Origin of the sequence: Klebsiella sp. GG_Kp175 (genome assembly GCF_040062325.1) — a bacterium.
GTDB classification, from domain to species: domain Bacteria; phylum Pseudomonadota; class Gammaproteobacteria; order Enterobacterales; family Enterobacteriaceae; genus Klebsiella; species Klebsiella quasipneumoniae.
Window position 1 is genome coordinate 477,130 of the sequence record NZ_JBEAFX010000004.1, and the last position, 20,674, is coordinate 497,803.

A 20,674-nucleotide genomic window follows, 5' to 3' on the forward strand; every position below is an offset into this window, starting at 1 on the left:
TCGTGGAAGCTTTCATTCTCAGCGCAGTGGAACAGGGCGTCATGACCATCACTCTCAATCGCCCGGACCGCCTCAACAGTTTTAACGATCGGATGCATCAGCAGCTGGCGGAATGTCTGAAGCAGGCCGAGCGCGACGACGGCGTACGTTGCCTGCTGATCACCGGCGCCGGCCGCGGCTTTTGCGCCGGCCAGGATCTGAATGACCGCAACGTCGACCCCAGTGGTCCGCCGCCGGATCTCGGCCTGTCGGTGGAACGCTTTTACAACCCGTTAGTGCGCCGTCTGGCGGCGCTGCCGAAACCGGTTATCTGCGCGGTCAACGGCGTAGCCGCTGGCGCAGGCGCCACCTTGGCGCTGGGCTGCGATATCGTGCTGGCCGCGCGTTCGGCCAAGTTTGTGATGGCGTTCAGCAAGCTCGGGCTGGTGCCGGACTGCGGCGGCAGCTGGTTCCTGCCGCGGGTGGCTGGCCGCGCGCGCGCGATGGGGCTGGCGCTGCTGGGCGACAGCCTCAGCGCGGAACAGGCCGCGCAGTGGGGAATGATCTGGCAACTGGTGGACGATGCCGAACTGGCGGATACCAGTCTGCAGCTGGCGCGCCATCTGGCGGCCCAGCCGACGTTTGGTCTTGGGCTGATTAAAAAGGCGCTGCTGGCGGCGGAAACCAACAGTCTCGACGCGCAGCTGGATCTGGAGCGCGATTATCAGCGCCTCGCCGGGCGCAGCGATGATTACCGCGAAGGGGTCAGCGCGTTTCTGGCCAAACGGCCACCACAGTTCAGCGGGAAATAGATGATGACGACATCCTTAGTCAACGTGGCGGTGATCGGCAGCGGCACCATGGGGGCCGGCATCGCCGAAGTGGCTGCTGCCGCCGGGCACCCGGTACTGATTTACGACATCGATCATCAGGCCATCGTCCGGGCGATCGATGGCATTGCCAGGCGTCTTGCCTCTCGGGTCGAGCGCGGCAAACTGGCGTCAGAGCAGGCCGACGCGCTGCTGGCGCGGCTGCATCCGGCCCACGATTTAGCCGCGCTGGCCGACGCAGATTTAGTGATCGAAGCGGCCTCTGAAAGCCTGGAGGTGAAAGCGGCGCTGTTCGCGCAGCTGGCGGCGATCTGCTCGCCGTCAACATTGCTGACCAGCAACACTTCGTCGATTTCGATTACCGCCATCGCCGCCGGGGTCAAAAACCCGGAGCGGGTGGCCGGGCTGCACTTTTTTAATCCGGCGCCGGTGATGAAGCTGGTCGAGGTGGTGAGCGGCCTGGCGACGTCTGCGGAAGTGGTGGAGCAGTTGTGCCAGTGCGTGAGCGGCTGGGGGAAACGGCCGGTTCGCTGCCGCTCGACGCCCGGCTTTATCGTTAACCGCGTGGCGCGTCCGTTCTATGCTGAAGCCTGGCGGGCGCTGGAGGAGCAGGTGGCCGCCCCGGAAGTTATCGATGCCGCTTTGCGTGACGGCGGCGGCTTCCCGATGGGGCCCCTGGCGCTGACGGACCTGATTGGCCAGGACGTCAACTTCGCCGTGACCTGCTCGGTATTTAACGCCTTCTGGCAGGACCGCCGTTACCTGCCATCGCTCCTGCAGCAGGAGCTGGCGCAGGCCGGGCGATTGGGGAAAAAGAGCGGTCACGGCGTCTATCGCTGGCCTGCGGAGACGCAGCCGGAGGTGACGCTGCCGCCGGTCGCCACTGGCGCGCAATCCGTGATGACGGTAAGTGACAGTGTCACCGAGCTGGACGAGCTTTTGTTGCTGGAGACCGAAGGCGAAACCGCCCTGGCGCTGAGCGTTAAGCATCGTCGTCCGGTGGTGGTGTATGACCTGTGCGCCAGCGATACGGTGGTGCTGGCCGCCGCGGCGACCAACGCGCCGGCGGCGACGGACAAAGCGGTGCACTATTTCCAGCAGCAGGGCAAGAAAGTGCTGCGCATCGCCGATTATCCCGGCCTGCTGGTGTGGCGCACGGTGGCGATGCTGGTTAACGAAGCGCTGGACGCACTGCAGAAAGGGGTGGCCAGCGCGCAGGATATCGATACCGCCATGCGTCTTGGCGTCAACTACCCGCAGGGCCCGCTGGCGTGGGGGGAAAGCCTCGGCTGGCGCCGCGTGCTGCGCCTGCTGGAGAACCTGCACCACCATTATGGCGAGGAGCGCTATCGCCCCGGTTCCCTGTTGCGCCAGAAGGCGCTGATGGAGAAGCACCATGAGCAATAACGCCTGGCGCAACGCGCGCGCGATGTACGAAAAAGATACCTGCGCCAGAACGATGGGGATCGAACTTATCGAAATGGACGATGGTTTTGCGCAGATGACCATGACCGTCTCGCCGGACATGCTTAACGGCCATCAAACCTGTCACGGCGGTCAGCTATTTACCCTTGCCGATACCGCTTTCGCCTACGCCTGTAACAGCCAGGGGCTGGCGGCGGTGGCTTCGGCGGCCAGCATTGATTTCCTTCGCCCGGCGTTTGCCGGGGACCGGCTGGTCGCCACTGCCCGAGTCAAACAGCAGGGCAAGCTGACCGGGGTCTACGACATTGAAATTGTTAATCAACAGCAAAAAATTGTGGCCCTGTTTCGCGGCAAATCGCACCGCATCGGCGGCACAATCACAGGAGAAGTCTAATGCGCGAGGCCTTTATTTGTGACGGGATCCGCACGCCGATTGGCCGCTACGGCGGCGCGCTGGCCAGCGTGCGCGCCGACGACCTGGCGGCGATCCCGCTGCGGGCGCTGCTGAGCCGCAACCCCAGGCTTGACCCGACCGCGATCGATGACGTGATTTACGGCTGCGCGAATCAGGCGGGCGAAGATAACCGCAATGTGGCGCATATGGCGACGCTGTTGGCCGGTTTCCCGCATACCGTACCGGGCACCACGATTAACCGTCTATGTGGGTCTGGTCTGGATGCGATCGGCTTTGCCGCCAGAGCGATCAAAGCCGGCGATGCCGATCTGCTGATTGCCGGCGGCGTAGAGTCGATGTCGCGCGCGCCGTTTGTGATGGGGAAGGCTAGCGCGCCGTATCAGCGTCAGGCGGAGCTGTTTGACACCACCATTGGCTGGCGTTTTGTGAACCCGCTCATGGCGCAACACTTCGGAACTGACAGCATGCCGGAAACGGCCGAGAATGTAGCTGAATTGTTAAATATTAGCCGCGCCGATCAGGATGCTTTCGCCTGGCGCAGCCAGCATCGCACGGCGCAGGCCCAGCGCGATGGCATTCTGGCGCAGGAGATCGTGCCGGTGCAGATTGTCGGCCGGAAAGGGGCGGTCAGCGATGTGCGCGAGGACGAGCATCCGCGCCCGGAAACCACGCTTGAGCAGCTGGCGCAACTGAAAGCGCCGTTCCGTCAGGGCGGCGTCATTACCGCGGGCAATGCTTCCGGCGTCAACGATGGCGCCGCGGCGCTGATCGTCGCCAGCGAACAGCAGACCGCTATCCAGGGGCTCACGCCGCGCGCGCGTATCGTGGCGATGGCGACGGCAGGGGTCGAACCGCGGCTGATGGGGCTGGGGCCGGTACCGGCGGTGCGTAAAGTGCTGGAGCGGGCGGGACTCAATATCCACGATATGGATCTGATTGAGCTGAATGAGGCCTTCGCCGCTCAGGCGCTGGGCGTGCTCAGACAGCTTGGCGTGCCGGACGATGCGGAGCATGTGAATCCCAACGGCGGCGCCATCGCGTTAGGCCATCCGCTGGGCATGAGCGGCGCGCGTCTGGCGCTGAGCGCCAGCCTTGAGCTGCAGCGCCGCGGCGGGCGCTATGCGTTGTGTACGATGTGTATTGGCGTGGGTCAGGGCATCGCCATGATCCTCGAGCGAGTGTGAGCTAATTTACCTGCGAGTACCCTACAATGATAACTACTACAAAATTAGATCCGATTGAAACCGCCTCGCGTGATGAGCTGCAGGCCCTGCAAACCCAACGGCTGAAGTGGACCCTGAATCATGCGTATAACAATGTGCCGATGTATCGTCGCAAATTCGACGCCGCCGGCGTGCACCCTGACGACTTTCGCGAACTGAGCGACCTGACCAAATTCCCGTGCACCACCAAACAGGATCTGCGCGACAACTATCCCTTCGATACCTTCGCGGTGCCGATGGAGCAGGTGGTGCGCATTCACGCCTCTTCCGGGACCACCGGCAAACCGACGGTGGTGGGCTACACGCAGAACGATATTGATAACTGGGCCAATATCGTCGCCCGTTCGCTGCGCGCCGCCGGCGGCACGGCGAAAGATAAAATTCACGTCGCCTACGGCTATGGCCTGTTCACCGGCGGCCTTGGCGCGCACTACGGCGCGGAACGCTTAGGCGCGACGGTGATCCCGATGTCCGGCGGACAGACCGAAAAACAGGCGCAGCTGATCCGTGATTTCAAGCCGGATATGATCATGGTGACGCCGTCCTACTGTCTGAATCTGATTGAAGAGCTGGAGCGCCAGATGGACGGCGATGCCCGCGGCTGTTCATTACGCGTCGGCGTCTTTGGCGCCGAGCCGTGGACCCTGGCGATGCGCGCGGAGATCGAGCGCCGGCTGGGGATCACCGCCCTGGACATATACGGTCTGTCGGAGGTGATGGGCCCGGGGGTGGCGATGGAGTGTCTGGAGACTGTTGACGGCCCGACCATCTGGGAAGACCACTTCTTCCCGGAAATCGTTAACCCGGACGACGGCACGCCGCTGGCCGATGGCGAACACGGCGAACTGCTGTTCACCACGTTGACCAAAGAGGCGCTGCCGGTGATCCGCTATCGTACCCGCGATCTGACGCGCCTGCTGCCGGGCACCGCCCGCACCATGCGCCGTATGGACCGCATCAGCGGACGCAGCGACGATATGCTGATCATCCGCGGGGTTAACGTCTTCCCGTCGCAGCTGGAAGAGGAGATCCTTAAGTTTGAACATCTGGCGCCGCACTACCAGCTGGAGGTCAATCGCCGCGGCCATCTTGATTCGCTGGCGGTGCGCGTGGAGCTGAAAGAGAGCGGGCTGGCGCTGAGTCACGAGCAGCGCTGCCAGATTTGTCACCAGTTGCGCCACCGCATCAAGTCGATGGTCGGGATCTCCACCGATATCACTATCGTCAACTGCGGCAGCATTCCGCGCTCTGAAGGCAAAGCCTGTCGGGTATTTGATCTGCGTAAAGCGGTGGTCAGCGGTTAAACCTCTCCCCGGTGGCGCTGCGCTGACCGGGGCTACGCGGTTAGCCCGGCTGAGGCCTTTACGCCCTCAGCCGGGGAAATTCCTGTGCTATGATTCATAAAGGAAAAATATAACAACAGCATGAATCAGATGAGTAAACTCGACGCCTTTATTCAACAAGCCGTGACGGCGACGCCGATCAGCGGCACGTCATTGATCGCCTCGCTGTATGGCGACGCCTTATTACAACGCGGTGGGGAAGTGTGGCTGGGCAGCGTCGCGGCGCTGCTGGAAGGATTAGGCTTCGGCGAGCGCTTCGTCCGCACCGCGCTGTTTCGCCTCAATAAAGAAGAGTGGCTTGATGTCGTCCGTATCGGCCGCCGCAGCTTCTATCGTCTGAGTGACAAAGGGCTGCGCCTGACCCGTCGTGCGGAACATAAAATTTATCGGGCGAACGCCCCGGAATGGGATGGTACCTGGCTGCTGTTGCTCTCGGAAGGCCTGGAAAAAAATGTGCTGGCCGACGTCAAAAAGCAGCTGCTGTGGCAGGGATTTGGCGCGCTGGCCCCGAGCCTGTTAGCCTCGCCGTCGCAAAAGCTGGCGGATGTCCAGTCGCTGCTCCACGAAGCAGGCGTCGCCGAAAACGTCATCTGTTTTGAAGCCCACTCGCCGCTGGCGCTCTCCCGGGCGGCGCTGCGCAGCCGGGTAGAGGAGTGCTGGCATCTCACCGAACAAAACGAGATGTATGAATCGTTCATCTCGCTATTCCGGCCGATACTGCCGCTGCTCCGTGACTGCGACCCCGCGGAGTTAACGCCGGAGCGCAGCTTTCAGATCCAGCTCCTGCTGATTCATTTCTATCGCCGGGTGGTGCTCAAAGATCCGCTGCTGCCGGAAGAGCTGCTGCCGGCGCACTGGGCGGGGCAAACCGCCCGCCAGCTGTGTATCAATATTTACCAACGGGTGAGTCCCGGCGCGCTGGCGTTCGTCAGCGAGAAAGGTGAAAGCTCGGTCGGCGAGCTTCCCGCGCCGGGCCCGCTCTATTATCAGCGCTTTGGCGGTTTGCCGGGCGCATAAGGAGGTTGCATGCCGATTTATCAGATTGATGGACTGACCCCGGTGGTGCCGGAGGAGAGTTACGTCCACCCGACCGCGGTGTTGATTGGCGACGTGATCCTCGGCAAAGGGGTCTATGTTGGGCCCAACGCCAGCCTGCGCGGCGATTTTGGCCGCATCGTGGTCAAAGACGGGGCCAATATACAGGACAACTGCGTGATGCACGGCTTCCCAGGCCAGGATACGGTGGTGGAAGAGGAGGGCCATATCGGCCACGGCGCTATTCTTCACGGCTGCGTAATTGGCCGCAATGCGCTGGTGGGGATGAGCGCGGTGATTATCGACGGGGCGACTATCGGCGAAAACAGCATTGTCGGCGCCTCGGCCTTCGTCAAAGCCAACGCCGAGATGCCCGCCAACCATCTGATTATCGGAAGCCCGGCAAAAGCGATTCGCGTCCTGAGCGAACAGGAGCTGGCGTGGAAAAAGCACGGTACCCGTGAATACCAGGTGCTGGTGGAACGCTGTAAGCAGACGCTCCACCAGGTTGAGCCATTACGGGAAGTGGAGGACGGGCGTAAGCGGCTGGAGTTTGATGAAAACCTGCGGCCAAAATCCTCCACCTGAGGGGTAAATATAATGGCAGAGAAATTATCCGCTCACTGTCACTGCGGTGCGGTGGCCTTTACCGTTGAGCTAAGCGACGGCTTCAACACCGTTCGGCGCTGTAACTGTTCATATTGTCGAATGCGTGGGGCGGTCGCGGTCTCTTCGCCGCGTTCAGGAATCGATGTGGTACGCGGCAGGGATAAGCTCACAGAGTATCGCTTTAATACAGGGGAAGCCGTGCACTTTTTCTGCTCGGTATGCGGGATCTACACCTTTCATCAACGGCGATCAAACCCACAGCAGTATGGGGTGAATGTGGCCTGCATTGACGGCGTTTCACCTTTCGATTTTCCTTGCGTGGAAGTCAACGACGGCGTGAATCATCCAAAAGATGGCGGCGGAGGCGTGGTGGGGTATTTGCGCTACGAGAAAAAGCAAAAATCTCCTCCCGCAGGAAGCGAGAGGAGTTAACTATTAGGCTGCAACCACGCTGTCGATGGCCGCTTTCGCGTCAGACTGCGCTTTGGCCGCGACTTCCGGGCCGTAAGCGATACCTTCGGCGAACACGAAGTTCACGTCGGTGATGCCGATGAAGCCGAGGAAGGTGGACAGGTACGGGGTGACCAGGTCGGTCGGGGTATCTTTATGGATACCGCCGCGGCTGGTCACAACGACCGCGCGTTTACCGGTCACCAGACCTTCCGGCCCTTTTTCGGTGTAGCGGAAGGTCACGCCGGCGCGAGCCACCAGGTCGAAATAGTTTTTCAACTGCGTCGGGATGTTGAAGTTGTACATCGGCGCAGCGATAACAATCACATCGTTGCCTTTCAGTTCAGCGATCAGCTCGTCGGAAAGGGCCAGCGCTTCCTGCTGACGCGGAGTCAGCGGCGCGTCGCTCGGACGCAGGGCGCCAACCAGTTCACCATCCAGAACCGGGATCGGATTAGCGGCCAGGTCACGCACGGTGATCTCGTCGCCCGGGTGTTTTTCCTGCCATTGTTCAACAAAATAGTCGGAAAGCTGACCAGATTGTGAGTACCCTGCCAGAATACTGGATTTCAGAACTAATACTTTGCTCATGGGTGTTTCCTTTTTTAATGTGATTGACGGGTCAGTGCCCTGGTGCTTGATGACACTGTATTCACAATCGCGCCACAGAGATAGCGCAATATATCGAATCCTATGTTCAGATTTTTTGAACAAGGCATGAGTGGCGCAGATGTGGTACTCTAAGGCAATACTTCAAAAGAGATTTTCCCGGCAGAGCTCTGCCCGATAACGCTATGACAGAACAACAAAAAATCACCTTCCCCCAGCTTTATCACCAGCTCGACGGCCTGATGCTGCGCGACAAAACGCGCTTTGCCCGCCGTCTGCACGGCGTGAAGAAGGTTAAAAATCCTGAATCGCAACAGGCCATCCTTCAGGAGATGGCGCAGGAGATAAGCCAGGCAGCCAGTAAAGTCCTGCTGCGCGAAGCGGCGCGTCCGGCCATCACCTATCCGGAAAATCTGCCGGTTAGCCAGAAAAAACAAGAAATTCTCGAGGCGGTACGCGATCACCAGGTGGTGATTGTCGCCGGGGAGACCGGTTCGGGTAAAACCACCCAGCTGCCAAAAATCTGCATGGAGCTGGGCCGCGGGCTGAAAGGGCTAATCGGCCATACCCAGCCGCGCCGTCTGGCCGCGCGAACCGTGGCCAACCGTATCGCCGAGGAGCTGCAAACGGAGCCGGGCGGCTGTATCGGCTATAAGGTCCGCTTTAGCGATCACGTCAGCGACAACACCATGGTCAAGCTGATGACCGACGGTATTCTGCTGGCGGAGATCCAGCAGGATCGCCTGCTGATGCAGTACGACACCATCATTATCGATGAAGCGCACGAGCGCAGCCTGAACATTGACTTCCTGCTCGGCTATCTGAAAGAGCTGCTGCCGCGCCGTCCTGACCTGAAAATCATCATCACCTCGGCGACCATCGACCCGGAACGTTTCTCAAAGCATTTCAATAATGCGCCGATTATCGAAGTCTCCGGGCGGACTTACCCGGTGGAAGTGCGCTATCGGCCGATAGTGGAAGAGGCGGACGATACCGAGCGCGATCAGCTGCAGGCGATCTTTGATGCCGTCGATGAGCTCGGGCGCGAAGGGCCCGGCGATATTCTGATCTTTATGAGCGGCGAGCGGGAGATTCGCGATACCGCCGATGCGCTGAATAAGCTGGATCTGCGCCATACCGAAGTGCTGCCGCTGTACGCTCGCTTGTCCAACAGCGAGCAGAACCGCGTCTTCCAGCCGCACAGTGGACGACGCATCGTGCTGGCGACCAACGTGGCGGAAACCTCGCTGACCGTACCGGGCATTAAGTACGTTATCGATCCCGGTACCGCGCGTATCAGCCGCTACAGCTACCGCACCAAGGTGCAGCGCCTGCCGATCGAGCCAGTTTCCCAGGCCTCCGCCAACCAGCGTAAAGGCCGCTGCGGTCGCGTCTCGGAAGGGATCTGTATTCGTCTTTATTCAGAAGACGATTTCCTGTCGCGCCCGGAATTTACCGATCCGGAAATTCTGCGCACCAACCTGGCGTCGGTCATCCTGCAGATGACCGCCCTGGGCTTAGGCGATATCGCCGCCTTCCCGTTCGTTGAAGCGCCGGATAAGCGCAACATTCAGGACGGCGTGCGCCTGCTGGAAGAGCTGGGCGCCATCACCACCGATGAGCAGGCCACCGCCTACAAGCTGACCCCGATGGGCCGTCAACTTAGCCAGTTGCCGGTAGACCCGCGTCTGGCGCGGATGGTGCTGGAGGCGCAGAAGCACGGCTGCGTGCGAGAAGCGATGATCATCACCTCCGCGCTGTCGATTCAGGATCCGCGCGAGCGGCCGATGGACAAACAGCAGGCCTCTGACGAAAAACACCGCCGCTTTCACGATAAAGAGTCTGACTTCCTTGCCTTTGTGAACCTGTGGAACTATCTCGGCGAACAGCAGAAAGCCCTGTCGTCGAATCAGTTCCGCCGTCAGTGCCGGGTCGATTTTCTGAACTATCTGCGCGTGCGCGAGTGGCAGGATATCTATACCCAGCTGCGCCAGGTGGTGAAGGAGCTTGGCCTGCCGATCAACAGCGAGCCAGCGGAATATCGCGAGATCCATACCGCGCTGCTGACCGGTCTGCTGTCGCACATCGGCATGAAGGATGCCGATAAACAGGAGTTTACCGGGGCGCGCAACGCCCGCTTTTCCATTTTCCCGGGGTCCGGTCTGTTTAAAAAGCCGCCGAAGTGGACGATGGTGGCGGAACTGGTGGAGACCAGCCGGCTGTGGGGCCGCATTGCCGCCCGCATTGAGCCGGAGTGGGTGGAGCCGGTAGCGCAGCACCTGATCAAACGCTCATATAGCGAGCCGCACTGGGAGCGGGCGCAGGGCGCGGTGATGGCGACGGAAAAGGTCACCGTCTACGGCCTGCCGATCGTGGGCGCGCGTAAGGTCAACTACAGCCAGATCGATCCGGCGCTGTGCCGCGAGCTGTTTATCCGCCACGCGCTGGTGGAGGGCGACTGGCAAACGCGCCATGCCTTCTTCCGGGAGAACCTGAAGCTGCGGGCGGAAATCGAAGAGCTGGAGCATAAGTCGCGCCGCCGCGACATTCTGGTGGACGACGAGACCCTGTTCGAATTCTACGACCAGCGCATCAGCCACGACGTCATCTCCGCCCGCCACTTCGACAGCTGGTGGAAGCAGGCCAGCAAAGAGACGCCGGATCTGCTCAACTTTGAGAAGAGCATGCTGATTAAGGAAGGGGCGGAGCAGGTTAGCAAGCTGGACTATCCGAACTTCTGGCATCAGGGCAACCTTAAGCTGCGGCTTAGCTATCAGTTTGAGCCGGGCGCCGACGCCGACGGCGTGACGGTGCATATTCCGCTGCCGCTGCTGAACCAGGTGGAGGAGGCTGGGTTTGAATGGCAGATCCCCGGCCTGCGTCGTGAGCTGATTATCGCGCTGATAAAATCGCTGCCGAAGCCGGTGCGGCGCAATTTTGTCCCGGCTCCCAACTATGCGGAAGCGTTTCTTGGCCGGGCGACGCCGCTTGAGCTGCCGCTGCTCGATTCCCTGGAGCGCGAGCTGCGTAAGATGACCGGCGTGACCATCGACCGCGAAGCCTGGCAGTGGGATCAGGTGCCCGATCACCTGAAAATCACTTTCCGGGTGGTGGATGATAAAAACAAGAAGCTGCAGGAAGGGCGCTCGCTGCAGGCGCTGAAAGAGGCGCTGAAGGGCAAAGTTCAGGAGACGCTGTCGGCGGTTGCTGATGATGGCATCGAGCAGAGCGGGCTGCATATCTGGAGCTTTGGCACCCTGGCGGAAAGCTATGAACAGAAGCGCGGCAACTATAAGGTGAAAGCCTGGCCGGCGCTGGTGGACGAGCGCGACAGCGTGGCCATCAAGCTGTTTGATAATCCACAGGAACAGCAGCAGGCCATGTGGCGCGGTCTGCGTCGCCTGCTGCTGCTTAACATTCCGTCGCCCATTAAGTATCTGCACGAGAAACTGCCGAACAAAGCCAAGCTCGGGCTCTATTTCAACCCGTACGGCAAAGTGCTGGATCTGATTGACGACTGTATCTCCTGCGGCGTTGATAAGCTTATCGACGAGGCGGGCGGTCCGGTATGGACGGAAGAGGGCTTCAACCAGCTGCACGATAAAGTTCGCGCCGAGCTCAACGAGACGGTGGTAGAGATCGCCAAACAGGTCGAGCAGATCCTCACTGCGGTGTTCAATATCAACAAACGGCTGAAAGGCCGGGTGGATATGACCATGGCGCTGGGGCTGTCGGACATCAAAGCGCAGATGGCGGGGCTGGTTTACCGCGGCTTTGTCACCAGCAACGGCTTCCGTCGTCTTGGCGATACGCTGCGCTACCTGCAGGCGATTGAAAAGCGCCTGGAGAAGATGGCTATCGATCCGCACCGCGACCGCGCGCAGATGCTGAAAATTGAGAGCGTGCAGCAGGCGTGGCAGCAGTGGCTGAATAAGCTACCGCCGAACCGCCGTGAGGACGACGATGTCCGGGAGATCCGCTGGATGATCGAGGAGCTGCGGGTGAGCTTCTTCGCCCAGCAGCTGGGGACCCCGTACCCCATCTCGGACAAGCGTGTCCTGCAGGCGATGGAGCAGGTGACGCCGTAATCCCACCCTTTTCCCTGCCCGGCGGCGCAGTGCTTGCCGGGCAGGGGAAACCCGGGAGCGGTCGCGAAGCCGTACGCCGTACCCGGTTATCTCCCCGCCCTGATGCTTCCCCGCCGAATGAAAAATGAACGGAATCTGAAAATCGACCTGCCGGCTTGGGTCATCGGCTGTCTTCGCGTATTTTTAGCCTTGTTTCGCAGGAAAACCAGAACACGGAGTCTATTTTTACCCTTCTTGATATGGACAAATTCCTCATGCTGGCGCTGGCTATCCTTGTGATGCCCGCGTGTAAACCCTTCGTTGACGCTTCCTCCTGCGATGAAACACAGCGGGCGATCAACGATGCGAACTTTTTTATTTTGACCTCCCTTCCGCCGCTGAACGGCGAAGTGCAGAGCGTGCAAATCGTCGGCAGCCAGAATAACGAATATGGCGCCCTTCGTTTCGCGCGATGCCGCCGGCTGGCAAGCTATGAGCGGGCAAAAACCCTTAACACAGCACATGGCTCAACGATCGTCAGAGATAATGTTCGCTGGCGAAATGATAAAGGATGGATGCGGGAATATATCCGGCAGACCCGGAGCGCGACGGGAAATATCAGCAAGATGGTGATGCGCGAACAGTTTTATACCGATTCTCTCGGGCGGATTGTGCGCGCCGAAAATGTGTCCGCGACGCAGCAACCGCCCAAAGTCCTGCATACGACCACCTATCAGTATGACGACCGGCACCGCCTGGTCCGTAAAACGGTCAACGGCGGTATGATGGTCATGCTTGCTGTCGATTACCGCTATACGGATGGGCGCCTTAGCCGCATGGCTGACTCGGACTCCACCTCGACGCTGCGTTGGGATGAAAAAGGGCGCTGGATATCCCGGGAAACGACCTCAACGTATAATGGACCACGCCAGGCCCGTTGTTTAGGGTGGGATCCCGAGGGGAACTGTACTGCGGAGTATGGCGAGCAGCCTGCTGCAGGGGCAATGAAAGATCAGTCTCTGCACTACCAGTATACCTATTATCCTCGATGATCCTCCGCGGCAGAAAGCCCCGCTGGCCCGGCAGCATAGGTTCATGCAGGCTGGTGCTGCCGGGCAGGAGAGCGGGGTTTCTCCCTCTCTCTGGGGGAGAGGGCCGGGGTGAGGGCATCAGGCCGCCCGGATCTCAGCCATTCACCAGCGCCAGCGTAAAGCCATCCCATCCCTTAATGCCCACCGTCTGCAGCGCGGTGGCGGTGAGCCGCGGGTTATCGCCGATCATCTCGATAAACCGACGCACGCCCTGCACACGCGCGTCATCGCTTTGCCCATTAATCACCTCGCCATCGCGCACCACGTTATCGCCCACGATCAGCGTCCCGGGGCGGGAATAGTGCAGCGCCCACTCCAGATAGTGAGGATTATTAGGTTTATCGGCATCAATAAAGATCAGGTCGAATGGCGGCGTGTTCGCCAAATTTTCCAGCGTGTTCAGCGCGGGTCCTTCAATAAGCTCAATGCGCTCGTTTAGCCCGGCGAGGCGGATATTCTGGCGCGCCACCCCCGCATGCGTCGGGTCGGCCTCGAGGGTAATCAGCTTTCCGTCGGCGGGCAGCGCACGCGCCATCCAGATGGCGCTATAGGCGCCGAGCGTGCCAATTTCAAGGATCCGCCGCGCCTGGGTCATGCGCACCAACAGCGCCAGAAATTGCCCCTGATTGGCCGCAACATCATGTTCAGGTAGCCCGGCGCGTTTGTTGTTTTCCAGAACCTGTCTCAGCACGTCATCATCAGGAATAAGCGAAGAAATCATGTAATTATCGACAGCAGACCACTGTTGTTGCATAGATTAACTCCCTGGTGGTAGTAGTGGCCGGGTGGCGCAACGCTATCCCGGCCTGAATACTGGCTTCCGCGCTCTGGACGGTGGCGGACCGACGCGAGCAGGCTTTTCACGCGTTCATCCAGCCGCCTCCCAGCGCCCGGTACAGATCGATCTGCGCCAGCAGCAGGTTATTCTTCACCTGGACCACGCTAAGCTGGGTGGAGAACAGCGTTCGCTGGGCATCAAGCACATCCAGATACGAAGAGTAGCCGTTACGGTAGCGATTCTGCGCAATGCGCAATGTTTCCTCCGCTACCGCCACCTGTCCCTGCAGCTCGGTCAACTGTTCGCCGTAGCGGCTAATGGCGTCAAGGCTGTCATTGACCTCTTTGAACGCGCCGCGCACCGTTTTCTCATAGCTGTACAGCGCCTGGTTGCGCTGGGCCATGGAGACATCCACCTGGGCGTTTAACGCCTGGCGGTTAAGCAGCGGCGCCAGGATGCTACCGCCAATGCTCCACAGTCGCAGCGGATCGTCGAGCAGATCCGGCAGCGTCCGGTCCTGCAGGCTGCCGGTGGCGGTCAGGTTGATAGACGGCAGCAGCTGCGCCTGCGACGAGGCCAGGGTGGCATCGGCGGCTACCAGCTGACGCTGGGCCTGTACGATATCCGGGCGGCGGTTGAGTAGGGTGGACGGCAACTGCGAGGGCAGACGCAGCGGGGTGAGCCCGGCGAATTCGCCGCGTTTTACCGCGCCGGGGTTATCCCCCAGCAGCACGCTGAGGGCGTTTTCCTGCTGCGCAATCTGGTGCTGCAGCGGCGGGATCTGCGCCCGCGTTGAGCGCAGCTCCGAATCCGCCTGCATCAGCTCAAGGCGCGAGGTATACCCGGTTTCAAACTGACGTTTGGCCAGCCGCCAGGCGTCTTCCCGTGATTGGAGCGTCTGCTGCGTAACCCGCAGCTGCTCATCCAGCGACAGCAGCGTCACGTAGCCCACGGCCACCGAGGCGGCGACGCTCAAATTGGCCGCGGCGGCAGCGGCTTTCTGCGCCTCGAGGCTGGCCCCGGCGGCGCTGGCCGCGCTGCGGTTAGCGCCCCAGATATCGACATCATAGCTGGCGGTCAGGCCGCCTTTGTACAGCGTGCTGTGGATAGGCAGGCCGGTGGCGGCGGACTGCGCGCGGGCGCGGGTGCCGGTCAGGCTGGCATCCAGCGAGGGAAAAAGGCTGCTGTCGGCGGCATACGCCCGCGCCTGATACTCATTGACCCGCTCGCGGGCAATCAGCACATCGCTGTTATAGCGCAGCGCCCGGTCGACATACTGATTCAGCGCACTGTCATGAAAATTGCGCCACCATACGCCTTCCACCGGGCTGGCAGGGCCAACGTCGGCCCGCCAGGCGGCAGGGATGGTCAGGGTCGGCTGCGCGCGCTGGACATCGGCGGACTGACAGCCGACCAGCGCCAGGACGATGACAAGGGTGACCGGGCGGATCATGGCTGCTTCTCCGCGCGGGTATCAATGGTCACCTGCACCGACATGCCGGGGCGCAGGCGCTCGCTGTTGCGCTGCCCCTCGTTAACCGTGATGCGCACCGGGATGCGCTGGGCGATCTTGACGAAGTTGCCGGTAGCGTTGTCCGGCGAAATAGCGCTGAACTCCACCCCGGTCGCCGGGGAGATACTCTGCACCTTGCCGTGGAAGGTCTCGCCGTTGAGCGCGTCAACGGTGAAGGTAACCGGCTGGCCGATACGCACATCGGCCAGCTGGGTCTCTTTCAGGTTGGCGATCACCCAGTGCTGCGGCGGGACCAGCGAAGTCAGATGGGTTCCGGCGCTGACGTAAGCGCCAAGACGCACCGAAATCTGCCCCAGCTGGCCGCCGGTGGGGGCGATGATCTGCGTATTCTGCAGGTCAATCTGCGCCAGTTCGAGGGCGGCTTTGGCGCTGGCCACGTCGGCCTCCAGCGAATCGCGATTGACGATGGTCGATTCGAGATCCTGGCGCGACATCTCCAGCGCCGCTTTCGCCTGTTCAATATCCGCTGCCCCCTGGGCGGCGCTGGCGCGGGCGGAATCACGCTCGCGGATCGACAGCGAGCCATCGGCGGTCAGTTCCTGCACCCTTTTTAAATCGGCCTGGATTTTCAGATTCTGCGCGCGGGCGTTTTGCAGCGCGGCTTCGTTTTTGGCGATCGTCGCCTCGGCGCTTTTGCGCTGCTGCAGGTTGTTGCGCAGCGCCGCCTCCTTCATCGCCAGGGTGGCCTGGGCCTGGTGCACCCGCTGCTTATAGATGCGATCGTCTATCTGGAACAGTACCTCGCCCGGCTGAACGATGGCGAAATCCTTGACGTTGACGGCAGTGATGTAGCCGTTGACCTGTGGGCTGATAAAGGTGGTCTGCCCGCGCACGTAGGCGTTGTCGGTAAACTGGCTATGCCGGGTGAACGGCGGTAGCTGCCAGGCATAGAGGATCACCAGTACGCCGACGAGGCCTATCGCCGCGGCGGTAAAAATGGAGACCACGCGAATGTTGTTTCGGGTATTGGCCTGTTGTTTGGCCGCATCCTGCTGACTCATAACGACTCCAGAGATGAAATGATGATAATTATTTGCTGCCAGTGGCGCGTTTTAAAGCGATACGGGCGGTCAGTCGTAAGCGAATTAAGCGCCAGAAAACCCACACTAACGTCCCGGCGGAGATCGCCGCCGTCAGCAGATAGGTATCATTCCAGGCGAGAATATTGGCCTGCAGCGTCGCGGCGTTTTGCAGGAGCGTCGTGGCCTGGACGTTAAGCAGCGTGCTGTCGCCGATCTGGCTCTGGTACATCTGGCTGTACTGCTGCAGGCGCTCGACGATCAGCGGGTTGAGGGTGGTGATCTGATCCGCCAGCTGACTGGAGTGAAATTTCTCCCGCCAGGTCTGGAAAGTACCGAGGATCGCCGATCCCAGCAGGCCGCCGATGTTCTGGCTCATGCCGAACAGCACCGAGAAGCTGACCAGGTTGCGCGGATCGGCGAATACCCCGCCAATACCGGCGAGCATCGCCGGCGCCAGAAAAAAGGCGCTGCCGAAGCCAAGCAAAAACTGGCTGAACATCAGTTGTTCCGGGCGGGTGAGGGCGTTGGACTGACTGTCGAGCAGCGAGGCCACCATGATCAGCGCCAGGGCGGTGGCGGTCGGCCAGTAGAGCTTCTGCGGGTTAAGCGTCAGGCAGCTGGCAATGATCCCGCACAGAATGCCGGCGAAAATTGACCACGCAAGGTTGGTCATCTGTTCGTTTTGCAGGCCAACGTACTGCAGCCAGCCGATCACCCCGGTATTCTGCTCCGCCAGCACGATGCGGATCAGCAGCATAATCAGACCGAGGCGCAGGATACTGCCGCTGGAGAGCCATTTGGTATTGAGCAGGGGATTGCTGCGGTTATGCTCGAAGGCGATGGCAGCGACGATCAGCACCACCGCCGCCGCCAGCGACCAGCCGATCCACGGCGCTTCGAACCACCACTCGAGCCGCCCCAGCGACAGCACCGCGCACACCAGCGCCATGCCGGGGGCCAGCAGGAAGAAGGTGATAAAATCCTTCTTCTCGAACACCTTTTTACGATCGCTCGGCGGCAGCTTCAGCGCGATGACGCAGGCCAGCGACACCAGCGCCAGCCCCAGTTCAAAGAAGTAGAGCCCGCGCCATTCGTCGGTCTGCAGCAGCTCGGTGGAAAAGAGGCGCGCCAGCGGAATGGCCAGCGACGAGCCAGTGATACCGATGGTCAGCCCTTTAAGGCGGTGGCGTGCGGGCCAGGCCTGCACCTGATAGTAGATCCCCAGCGAGCTGAGCGCCGCGGCCACCATGCCGTGGGCGGCGCGGACCATCATCGCCGAGCTGAGATCGTTGACGAACAGGTGGAAGAAGGTGACCAGCACATAGAGCACCAGAAAGCCTTCGGTAAAGGCGCGCAGCCCGAACTGTTGACGAAATTTCACCAGCAGCAGGTTGATGGAGACGTTGGTCATGACATACACCGCCGGCAGCCAGGCGATCTCCGTCGACCAGGCGGCGAAGGTGCCCTGCAGCAGCTGCAGATTGGCGGTGACTACCGCGTTGCCCAGCGCGCCGGTGAGGCACACCAGCAGCCCGACCACCCCGTAGGCCAGGCGCTTCGCCGGGCTGTGCAGCGGCGTCGATGGCGAGCCGAGCAGGGCCGGTTTTTCATGCGGCGCCCAGTCATGGGGGGCGTAAGGGTTACTCTGACGACGGGGCATTATTTCTTCTCCACTTCGCGCAACAGCTTTTCCAGCACCCGCTGAGTTTGTTCCCGCTCCTGCGGAGTAATCGCCGTCAGGATCTCTTCACGCAGATCGTCCGCCACCGTTTTGACCTGCTCGAAGAGGGCCTGCCCCTGGTCGGTGACCACCAGCAGCCGCTTGCGTTTATCGCGGTCGGTGGTGACGCGCTCCACCAGGCCGAGGGTCACCAGGCGGTTGATCAGCGGCACAATGGTCGCGCTCTCCACTCCCAGCTCCTGCGCCAGTTCGCTTTGCGACAGCGGCTGGTGATTGCGGGCGATAGCGGCGACCGCTACCCAGCTGGCCTGGCTGAGGCCGAGGTTTTTCAGCCGACGATTAACCGCCAGCCGCCAGTGATGGGCGGTCAGATATAAAAGATGGGAGAAGTTTAGCTGTCGATGGTCCATAGGTCGTCTGCCAAAATCGTTAGAGCTCTAACGAGTTTATGCCTGACGACCGACGAAATTCAAGGGAAAGGATAAATAAGGGTTAACGGTGTGTGCGTTTATTGTAGCGAACAGGAGGATACCCCCTCAGGCCATTTACTCATGGAGGATGCTCTTATTCTGCGCCATCACCCAGGTGATAAAAGCGCGCAGGGGCGCGGGAATATGTTTGCGACTCGGATAGTAGACGCAGAAATGATCCGCCGGGTAGCGGTAGCTGGGCAATAAGCGGATCAGGCTGCCGGCGTTCAGTTGCGCGGAGACCAGCGACTGATAGACAAAGGCGATCCCCAGTCCGCTCTCCGCCGCCTGGATCATCGCCGTATCGGAATCGACGACCAGATCGCCTTTGACTGCGACTTCGCCTGGCTCGCCGTCGGGGCTGATAAACTCCCACCGGTACTTTTCGCCGCTGGGAAAACATCGGTTGATGCAGCGAAAATTGATCAGCGACTGCGGGGTGTCGGGCGCTCCGGCCTGGCGGAGATAGTCCGGGCTGGCTACCGGGATCAGCGACAGTTTCTCGCCAAAGGGGATGGCAATCATATCTTTGGGCACATCCCGGGAATAACGAATGCCAGCGTCAAAACCGGACTCGATAATATTCACTTTCCGATCGGTGGTAAACAGCTCCAGCGTCACGTCTGGATAGGCGGTTTTAAAAGCAATAAAATAGCGCTGAAAGAAAAGGTCGAGAACAATGCGCGGTAAATTGACTTTCACCACCCCTTCCGGGGTCAGACGGTGATAATTCAGACTGTCGACTACCCGGCGATAATCATTCACCACCGGCGTCATATTATTAAGAAATTCCTCACCCACGGCGGTTAAAGACAAACTGCGCGTCGAGCGATTGAGCAGGCGCACGCCTAATTTTTCTTCCAGATGATTAATAGCGCTGGTGAGGGCCGGCGGTGAAAGATTTAATGCTCTGGCAGCTTGTCGAAAACTACCATGTTTCACTATGAGTATTAATATTTCAATTTGTTGCAAATCAGGCAACGTTTTCATTGTTAATTTCCAGCTAACACCGCGTTCGGAATAGATTAATTGTTATCAATGTAAAAGGGAAGTATATATTTAATAACATTCAGCACGTAAGGAAAATAAGGTGAAAACACGTTATCTCGGAAAAGAGAAGTTCCAGGTTTCCGCATTGGGTCTCGGGTGTATGGGAATGAGTTTTGCCTATGGCGGCGCTGAGGAGTCGCAGGCGATAAATACCATCCATGCCGCAGTGGACATGGGCGTGACCTTCCTCGATTCCGCCGAAGTGTATGGGCCTTTTGACAATGAAGTCCTTGTCGGGAAAGCGATTAAAGGCATTCGCGATAAGGTGCAGATTGCCACCAAATTTGGCTTTCGTATTCTGCCGACCGGCCAGGGGCTGGAGCGGATGGCCGGCGTCGACAGCCGTCCGGAACATATTCGTGAGGCGGTGGAAGGGTCGCTGAAGCGGCTGAATATCGAGACCATCGATCTGCTCTATCAGCACCGCGTCGATCCCGCGGTGCCGGTGGAAGAGGTGGTGGGCACCATGGCCGACCTGGTTAAAGAGGGTAAAATTCGCCACATCGGGCTGTCGGAAGTGTCAGCCCAGACGCTGCGCCGGGCCTGCAAGGTGCATCCGATTACCGCGGTGCAGACGGAATACTCGCTGTGGACCCGTGAGCCGGAGGGCGGCATCCTCAAGGCCTGCCGCGAGCTGGGGGTGGGCTTTGTCCCTTACAGCCCGCTGGGGCGCGGCTTCCTGACAGGCAAAATCACCGACCCCAGCCTCTTCGCTGCCGATGATTTTCGTCGCAATCTGCCGCGCTTCCAGGCCGAAACCATGCGCAAAAACCAGCAGTTGCTCGACCGTCTGCAGCAGGTCGCCGGCCGCTACGATGCCACCCTGGCGCAGATGGCTCTCGCCTGGGTGATGAGCAAAGGCGAAGATATCGTGCCGATCCCCGGGGCACGAAAAATCAATCACCTGCGCGATAATGCCGCTGCGGCCGATATTATGCTCTCGCCTGAAGATATTCACACCATCGATCATATTTTCGCTGCCGAAAACGTCGCCGGCTTACGCTATAACCAGGGCGACTTTAATTTAATCGATAAATAATCTCCTGAATACGTTCCTCCCGCC

The 20,674-nt window shown here is 60.3% G+C and carries 18 protein-coding genes; 11 read left to right on the forward strand and 7 right to left on the reverse strand.

What is annotated here, in order from left to right; translation table 11 throughout:
• The first annotated feature begins 2 nt into the window (after positions 1 to 2).
• The 8 genes from paaG (at position 3) to ABLU73_RS11105 (ending at position 7,291) form a co-directional block, all read left to right on the forward strand.
• Positions 3 to 791 (forward strand): 2-(1,2-epoxy-1,2-dihydrophenyl)acetyl-CoA isomerase PaaG, encoded by a 789-nt coding sequence (gene paaG / locus ABLU73_RS11070; RefSeq protein ID WP_049092120.1) that lies wholly within the window; start codon positions 3 to 5, stop codon positions 789 to 791.
• Positions 792 to 2,216, forward strand: a complete 1,425-nt coding sequence (locus ABLU73_RS11075; protein ID WP_181947590.1) for a 3-hydroxyacyl-CoA dehydrogenase — start codon at positions 792 to 794, stop codon at positions 2,214 to 2,216.
• Positions 2,206 to 2,628 carry a hydroxyphenylacetyl-CoA thioesterase PaaI gene (paaI, locus tag ABLU73_RS11080; protein WP_049115188.1) on the forward strand — a complete coding sequence of 141 codons (423 nt, stop codon included), beginning with the start codon at positions 2,206 to 2,208 and terminating at the stop codon, positions 2,626 to 2,628. Before ABLU73_RS11075 ends, paaI begins: the two co-directional genes overlap by 11 nt.
• On the forward strand, positions 2,628 to 3,833 hold the full coding sequence (gene pcaF / locus ABLU73_RS11085) for a 3-oxoadipyl-CoA thiolase (protein WP_126494401.1): 1,206 nt from the start codon (positions 2,628 to 2,630) through the stop codon (positions 3,831 to 3,833). The genes paaI and pcaF overlap by 1 nt, the downstream gene beginning before the upstream one ends.
• Before the next feature lie 26 nt (positions 3,834 to 3,859).
• Complete coding sequence (gene paaK, locus ABLU73_RS11090) at positions 3,860 to 5,176, forward strand: phenylacetate--CoA ligase PaaK (protein ID WP_004204046.1); 1,317 nt, start codon at positions 3,860 to 3,862, stop codon at positions 5,174 to 5,176.
• Between the two features lie 129 nt (positions 5,177 to 5,305).
• Entirely contained in the window at positions 5,306 to 6,232 is a 927-nt protein-coding gene (gene paaX, locus ABLU73_RS11095; RefSeq protein WP_025999095.1) for a phenylacetic acid degradation operon negative regulatory protein PaaX, read from the forward strand.
• A 9-nt stretch (positions 6,233 to 6,241) separates the two neighbouring features.
• A complete protein-coding gene (gene paaY, locus ABLU73_RS11100; RefSeq protein ID WP_004204049.1) occupies positions 6,242 to 6,838 on the forward strand; it encodes a phenylacetic acid degradation protein PaaY in 597 nt (198 codons plus the stop codon).
• 9 nt (positions 6,839 to 6,847) lie between these two features.
• Entirely contained in the window at positions 6,848 to 7,291 is a 444-nt protein-coding gene (locus ABLU73_RS11105; protein ID WP_025999094.1) for a GFA family protein, read from the forward strand.
• Positions 7,292 to 7,294: 3 nt separating this feature from the next.
• On the opposite strand, the gene azoR is transcribed toward ABLU73_RS11105, so the two are convergent.
• Positions 7,295 to 7,900 (reverse strand): FMN-dependent NADH-azoreductase, encoded by a 606-nt coding sequence (gene azoR, locus ABLU73_RS11110; RefSeq protein ID WP_002902889.1) that lies wholly within the window; start codon positions 7,898 to 7,900, stop codon positions 7,295 to 7,297.
• A 203-nt stretch (positions 7,901 to 8,103) separates the two neighbouring features.
• Here azoR and hrpA point away from each other — a divergent pair, with 203 nt between their 5' ends.
• Both hrpA and ABLU73_RS11120 read left to right on the forward strand, forming a co-directional pair.
• Entirely contained in the window at positions 8,104 to 12,006 is a 3,903-nt protein-coding gene (gene hrpA, locus ABLU73_RS11115; RefSeq protein WP_264923497.1) for an ATP-dependent RNA helicase HrpA, read from the forward strand.
• A gap of 155 nt (positions 12,007 to 12,161) precedes the next feature.
• Positions 12,162 to 13,037: a hypothetical protein gene (locus tag ABLU73_RS11120; RefSeq protein ID WP_228294904.1), complete on the forward strand. Its 876-nt coding sequence runs from the start codon at positions 12,162 to 12,164 to the stop codon at positions 13,035 to 13,037.
• A gap of 133 nt (positions 13,038 to 13,170) precedes the next feature.
• Here ABLU73_RS11120 and ABLU73_RS11125 read toward each other — a convergent pair whose 3' ends face one another.
• From ABLU73_RS11125 to ABLU73_RS11150, 6 genes are all read right to left on the reverse strand, one after another.
• Entirely contained in the window at positions 13,171 to 13,830 is a 660-nt protein-coding gene (locus ABLU73_RS11125; RefSeq protein ID WP_017898725.1) for an O-methyltransferase, read from the reverse strand.
• Positions 13,831 to 13,936: 106 nt separating this feature from the next.
• Entirely contained in the window at positions 13,937 to 15,307 is a 1,371-nt protein-coding gene (locus ABLU73_RS11130; RefSeq protein ID WP_004204058.1) for an efflux transporter outer membrane subunit, read from the reverse strand.
• Complete coding sequence (locus ABLU73_RS11135) at positions 15,304 to 16,389, reverse strand: HlyD family secretion protein (protein ID WP_004204059.1); 1,086 nt, start codon at positions 16,387 to 16,389, stop codon at positions 15,304 to 15,306. Before ABLU73_RS11135 ends, ABLU73_RS11130 begins: the two co-directional genes overlap by 4 nt.
• A 28-nt stretch (positions 16,390 to 16,417) precedes the next feature.
• The gene (locus ABLU73_RS11140) at positions 16,418 to 18,070 is read right to left on the reverse strand and encodes an MFS transporter (protein WP_017898724.1); all 1,653 of its coding nucleotides are present in this window, start codon (positions 18,068 to 18,070) and stop codon (positions 16,418 to 16,420) included.
• The gene (locus ABLU73_RS11145; RefSeq protein WP_264923496.1) at positions 18,070 to 18,501 is read right to left on the reverse strand and encodes a MarR family transcriptional regulator; all 432 of its coding nucleotides are present in this window, start codon (positions 18,499 to 18,501) and stop codon (positions 18,070 to 18,072) included. The genes ABLU73_RS11140 and ABLU73_RS11145 overlap by 1 nt, the downstream gene beginning before the upstream one ends.
• A 135-nt stretch (positions 18,502 to 18,636) precedes the next feature.
• Complete coding sequence (locus tag ABLU73_RS11150) at positions 18,637 to 19,551, reverse strand: LysR family transcriptional regulator (RefSeq protein WP_017898723.1); 915 nt, start codon at positions 19,549 to 19,551, stop codon at positions 18,637 to 18,639.
• A 100-nt stretch (positions 19,552 to 19,651) separates the two neighbouring features.
• Between ABLU73_RS11150 and ABLU73_RS11155 the strand changes: the two genes are divergently transcribed.
• Positions 19,652 to 20,650, forward strand: coding sequence for an aldo/keto reductase (locus tag ABLU73_RS11155; protein WP_043522965.1), 999 nt, complete (start codon positions 19,652 to 19,654; stop codon positions 20,648 to 20,650).
• Positions 20,651 to 20,674: the final 24 nt, after the last annotated feature.

Coding starts and splice junctions, on each gene's coding strand:
- pcaF (WP_126494401.1), top strand. CDS start 2,628: ATGCGCGAGGCCTTTATTTGTGACGGGATCCGCACGCCGATTGGCCGC.
- ABLU73_RS11125 (WP_017898725.1), bottom strand. CDS start 13,830: ATGCAACAACAGTGGTCTGCTGTCGATAATTACATGATTTCTTCGCTT.
- ABLU73_RS11130 (WP_004204058.1), bottom strand. CDS start 15,307: ATGATCCGCCCGGTCACCCTTGTCATCGTCCTGGCGCTGGTCGGCTGT.
- paaK (WP_004204046.1), top strand. CDS start 3,860: ATGATAACTACTACAAAATTAGATCCGATTGAAACCGCCTCGCGTGAT.
- paaY (WP_004204049.1), top strand. CDS start 6,242: ATGCCGATTTATCAGATTGATGGACTGACCCCGGTGGTGCCGGAGGAG.
- hrpA (WP_264923497.1), top strand. CDS start 8,104: ATGACAGAACAACAAAAAATCACCTTCCCCCAGCTTTATCACCAGCTC.
- ABLU73_RS11150 (WP_017898723.1), bottom strand. CDS start 19,551: ATGAAAACGTTGCCTGATTTGCAACAAATTGAAATATTAATACTCATA.
- ABLU73_RS11075 (WP_181947590.1), top strand. CDS start 792: ATGATGACGACATCCTTAGTCAACGTGGCGGTGATCGGCAGCGGCACC.
- ABLU73_RS11145 (WP_264923496.1), bottom strand. CDS start 18,501: ATGGACCATCGACAGCTAAACTTCTCCCATCTTTTATATCTGACCGCC.
- ABLU73_RS11140 (WP_017898724.1), bottom strand. CDS start 18,070: ATGCCCCGTCGTCAGAGTAACCCTTACGCCCCCCATGACTGGGCGCCG.
- paaI (WP_049115188.1), top strand. CDS start 2,206: ATGAGCAATAACGCCTGGCGCAACGCGCGCGCGATGTACGAAAAAGAT.
- azoR (WP_002902889.1), bottom strand. CDS start 7,900: ATGAGCAAAGTATTAGTTCTGAAATCCAGTATTCTGGCAGGGTACTCA.
- ABLU73_RS11135 (WP_004204059.1), bottom strand. CDS start 16,389: ATGAGTCAGCAGGATGCGGCCAAACAACAGGCCAATACCCGAAACAAC.
- paaX (WP_025999095.1), top strand. CDS start 5,306: ATGAGTAAACTCGACGCCTTTATTCAACAAGCCGTGACGGCGACGCCG.